The sequence below is a fragment of the Streptomyces sp. UNOC14_S4 genome (assembly GCF_020740835.1).
Taxonomy (GTDB): Bacteria; Actinomycetota; Actinomycetes; order Streptomycetales; family Streptomycetaceae; genus Streptomyces.
Genome location: NZ_JAINFC010000778.1, coordinates 1 through 2,453 on the forward strand (window position 1 = coordinate 1; position 2,453 = coordinate 2,453).

Sequence of the window (2,453 nt, forward strand, 5' to 3'; positions counted from 1 at the left end):
GGCCTGGACACCGGCGGCGCCCAGCTCCCGGCCCTCCCCCCGCTATAGGCTGAAGCCATGACGTACAGCGGAGCGGTGAAGGTCGGCGGCCCGGCGGACGTGCACGAGCTGACCGACCTGATGATCTCGAAGGTCGCGGTCGGCCCGATGGACAACAACGCCTATCTGCTGCGCTGCCGCGCGACGGACGAGCAGTTGCTCATCGACGCCGCCGCGGAGCCGCACACCCTGATCGGCCTGATCGGGGACAGCGGCATCGCGTCGGTCGTCACCACCCACCGGCACGGCGACCACTGGGGCGCGCTGCGCGAGGTCGTGGACGCCACCGGCGCGACCACCTACGCGGGCCGGTACGACGCCGAGGGCATCCCGGTGCCGACCGACGTGCCCGTGGAGGACGGCGACGTCATCCGCGTCGGCCGCGTCGAGCTCGTCGCACGGCACCTGGTGGGCCACACCCCGGGCAGTATCGCCTTGGTCTACGACGACCCGCACGGCCACCCGCACCTGTTCACCGGCGACTGCCTCTTCCCGGGCGGCGTCGGCAACACCTGGAAGGACCCGGAGGCCTTCGCCAGCCTCATCGACGGGGTGGAGACCAAGCTCTTCGGGCAGCTCCCGGACGAGACCTGGGTCTACCCCGGCCACGGCGCCGACACCACGCTCGGCGCCGAGCGCCCGCACCTCGCGGAGTGGCGCGCACGCGGCTGGTGACCCGGGCGTCCGCCCCACACCACATGAGGGGTAAGGACCGTCGGCCTGGCCGACGGTCCTTACCTTTTCCCGGGCGCGCACGGATGCACAGCAGCTTTTCCCGGGCGTGCAAAGGTGCCAGGGCGCGGCCCCGGCGCCCTCCCCTCACGCCCCTGACCGCGCTTCCGTACGCCCCGTTGCCTGCCGGGCCCCCGGGAAGTTGGGCCTATATGCAACGTGCCCTTCTCCCGGGCGGCGACCGCCCGGACAACCGCCCGGACAACCGATCGCGTCCACCGGCCATGCTCCGCCTGGCAGCAGCGTCCCTGGCAGGCACGACCATCGAGTTCTACGACTTCTACGCCTACGGCACCGCCGCGGCACTCGTCCTCGGGCCGCTGTACTTCCCGACGGTCTCCCCGCTCCTGGGCACGCTCGCGGCCTTCGGCACCTTCGGGGTCGGGTTCCTCGCCCGGCCGCTGGGGTCCGTGTTCTTCGGCCACCTCGGCGACCGGCACGGCCGCCGGCCCGTCCTCGTCGCCGCCCTGCTGCTGACCGGTCTCGCGACCGTCGCGGTCGGCCTGGTGCCCGGCTACGACACCCTCGGCGTCGCGGCCCCGTGCCTGCTGCTCGTACTGCGCTTCGCCCAGGGCTTCGGGCTCGGGGGCGAGTGGGGCGGGGCCGTGCTGCTGACCGCCGAGCACGCCCCCGCGGGCAGGCGCGCCCTGTGGGCGAGCGTGCCGCAGATCGGCCCGCCCTTGGGCTTCCTGCTCGCCAATGGCCTCACGCTCGCGCTGTCGGCCGGGCTCTCCGACGCGCAGTTCCTGTCGTGGGGCTGGCGGGTGCCGTTCTGGTTCGCCGGTGTCCTGGCCCTGGGCGGGCTGCTGCTGCGCGTACGGCTCTCCGAGACCCCGCAGTTCCGCGAGCTGGCGGACCGGGACGCCCGGGCGGAGCGGCCGTTCGCCGAGGTCGTACGCGACCACTGGCGGCTCGTGCTGCTCACGGCGGGCGGCCTGACCGTCGCGTACGCCTGCTACTACGCGATCAGCACCTGGGCCCTGGCGTACGCCACGGAGCGGCTCGGCGTCGGCCGCACGGTGATGCTCGGCTGCGTCATGGTGGCGATCACCCTGTCGGGGGCGACCACCCCGGCGTTCGCGGTCCTCGCCGACCGCTACGGGCGCCGTTCGCTGTGCCTCGCGGGCTGCGCGGGCATGGCGCTGTGGACGGTCCCGCTGATCGCCCTGCTGCACACGGGACAGCCGGTGTGGATGGTGCTCGGCTTCACGGTGGGGATGCTGCCGCTCACGGCGGTCTTCGCCGTCATCGCGGCCTACCTCCCCGAGCTGTACGAGCCCCGGGTGCGCTGCACGGGCGCGACCGTGGGCTACAACCTCGCCGGGGTGCTGGGCGGCGCCGCCACCCCGCTCGTCGCGACCGCCGCGTCCCGTGGTGACGGCACGCCCTGGGGCGTGGCCGTCTATCTGGCCGCCCTCGCCCTGCTCGGCCTGGGCTGCTTCGCGCTGCTGCCCGAGACGCGCCCGGCGACCGGTCCCGAGCCCGAGGCCGAGCCGATCACCGAGGGCGCGCCCGCCTGACGGGCCCCGCGCCTCTCGGGCAGGACCCCTCGGGCAGGACCCGTCGGACAGGCCCCGTCGGGCCGGACCTCTCAGGCCGGACCCGCCCGTCCGCTCCCTGCTCGGACGGGCGGCGGCCCGCTCCGGCTCAGACCCGGGCCGTGTCGTCCTCGCGGACCTCCC

The 2,453-nt window shown here is 74.6% G+C and carries 2 protein-coding genes; both read left to right on the forward strand.

Annotated features, from left to right (window positions below; genetic code table 11):
* Window positions 1-57 precede the first annotated feature (57 nt).
* Window positions 58-714 carry an MBL fold metallo-hydrolase gene (locus K6I34_RS35620; protein ID WP_229332173.1) on the forward strand — a complete coding sequence of 219 codons (657 nt, stop codon included), beginning with the start codon at window positions 58-60 and terminating at the stop codon, window positions 712-714.
* Window positions 715-995: 281 nt separating this feature from the next.
* Window positions 996-2,291, forward strand: a complete 1,296-nt coding sequence (locus K6I34_RS35625; RefSeq protein ID WP_229332174.1) for an MFS transporter — start codon at window positions 996-998, stop codon at window positions 2,289-2,291.
* Window positions 2,292-2,453: the final 162 nt, after the last annotated feature.